The following is a 1,958-nucleotide window of genomic DNA, read 5'->3' on the forward strand; positions in this document are numbered from 1 at the left end:
ATTAACCAGCTCAGAGGTTTACTTTCCGAATTTGGTATTGTGATGCCTCAGGGGCGCTACTCGGCTCAAAACACTATTGGTAGTGTCCTTGAAGATGCAGAAAATGGGTTGCCTATACTCGCTCGAGAGCTACTTCAAGATCTATCGAACAAAATTCAAAACCTTAACCTAGAAGTACTGCACTATGATCGCAGAGTCTCTGCTTTAGTCCGTGAGATGGCATCAGCCAAAACCCTCATGGATATTCCAGGTGTCGGTGAACACAGTGCAAGTGCCATTGTCGCGACGGTCAATGACGCCAAACAATTTGGCTCCAGCCGCCAATTCGCTGCTTGGATAGGGTTGGTTCCAAGACAACACTCAACAGGTGGTCATGTTCATCTTGGTCGCATCAACAAAAGAGGCGAAAAACACATTCGCACTCTACTTATTCATGGCGCAAGAGCCGTTATTGCACGATGTAAAGAGAAAACCGATCACAACAGTATTTGGTTAAATCAACTCGTTGAACGACGAGGTTATAAACGAGCAGCTGTCGCCCTAGCAGCAAAAAACGCTCGTATAATATGGGCATTATTAACAACGGGAAAAGAGTACAAGATTAACTATGTAAACGGTTAACACTCACCGAGTCAAAGCAATAGCAAATGATGACAATATGACCAGACCGAGATGCCTAAACCTGTTTAATTGGGAAGTAATAAATACTGTTTAACGAATGAGGCCGGCATCAAGCGAATATCATCAAGGTGACGGAACGAATCCGATTAAACACCGAATGTAGAGCTGCTGTCCGATCCACTGTTGTCAGCGGGAGCTATTGTTGACAAAAGAGGGAGTCCATGTAGCCCAATTAAGGTGTGAAGCACGCGACCACAACACTCAATTTGACCACCGTAAACACTAAACTCAACCCAAACCAAAAATGCCAAGCGTGCTGAATCACTCTTAAATTGTCGTTTGTTATAAGCCCATTTCGGTACCAATGTAGCTGACAGAATGACCACCGCTGTACATTGATTTAATTAAGTCACGCATTAGTGAAAGCTCTACAGGTGAAGAGAGCCTACCTGACTCAAATGCTGCCAAGATTTCACAGTTTAGTGGGTCTTCTTTGACTAACAATTCAGGATATCTATCGGCAAACCAAAAGTAATAGCACATCGTTTCTGGCATCCACTTTAGTTTGTACTGGTGATACATATAAAGCCCCTCTAGAATCGATAAGTGATTAAAAAGAGCATTAAACTCAAGTATTGAGTCTGCATCCTTATCAGCATGTTTAAAAAAATTCCTACTTTTGTAAACGTGGTTTCGCCACTCTTTTCTTTTTTCAGGGCGAACCCATTCGCTTTCTCTAATTGGACCTTTGATACCCTGTTTCTTACCGAGATCACTGAAAACCTGATTAGCAGCTTCAACCAACGTATGTACTGAAACTTCATCACCATCTTCAAAAAACAATCTAATTGCCTGAAGAAACTGGCGCTCGGCAACATCGAATTTGCTTAATTTTATACTATCCATATTTCCTCGGAGCTGACTGGGCTTATAACATTCTTAATAACAGGCAATCTCGTTTTTCTGCCTGCCTGACTTTCGATTAACTTATCATAAGCCACTAAAAATTAAAGAAAATACATCGAGATGCGCATTCTATCCTCACATAAAAACGCGCCAGCGTGTTATCCAAGATATGAAACCATAAACCTTTTGATAAACAGTGGCTTATTAAATATTCTATCGACAAAGCGAGACTAAACACTCAATAAAACATGCCACTTTCCATACTCAACGACATTCAAACTTAATAAACTGTGTAGATATACGGAAAAGAAAGTAAAGGTGGCAAGAAAATCAGTCATAAACTTGATATTAGGTTTTGTAGGGAAAACTCACACACCTAGATTCTGTAGAATATTTAATCTAACTCACTTAGGGGCGTGCGACGTGAAGTC

2 protein-coding genes are annotated in these 1,958 nt (G+C 41.0%); one reads left to right on the forward strand and one right to left on the reverse strand.

Annotation, left to right across the window (positions count from 1 at the left end; genetic code table 11):
- On the forward strand, positions 1 to 621 hold a 621-nt coding region (locus tag AB4503_RS25440; RefSeq protein WP_372115916.1), incomplete at its 5' end, for an IS110 family transposase.
- A 342-nt stretch (positions 622 to 963) separates the two neighbouring features.
- Here the strand turns inward: AB4503_RS25440 and AB4503_RS25445 are convergent.
- Positions 964 to 1,527 (reverse strand): hypothetical protein, encoded by a 564-nt coding sequence (locus tag AB4503_RS25445; RefSeq protein ID WP_368085267.1) that lies wholly within the window; start codon positions 1,525 to 1,527, stop codon positions 964 to 966.
- Positions 1,528 to 1,958 lie beyond the last annotated feature (431 nt).

Source organism: Vibrio sp. 10N.222.55.B11, assembly GCF_041473705.1.
GTDB lineage: Bacteria > Pseudomonadota > Gammaproteobacteria > Enterobacterales > Vibrionaceae > Vibrio > Vibrio crassostreae_C.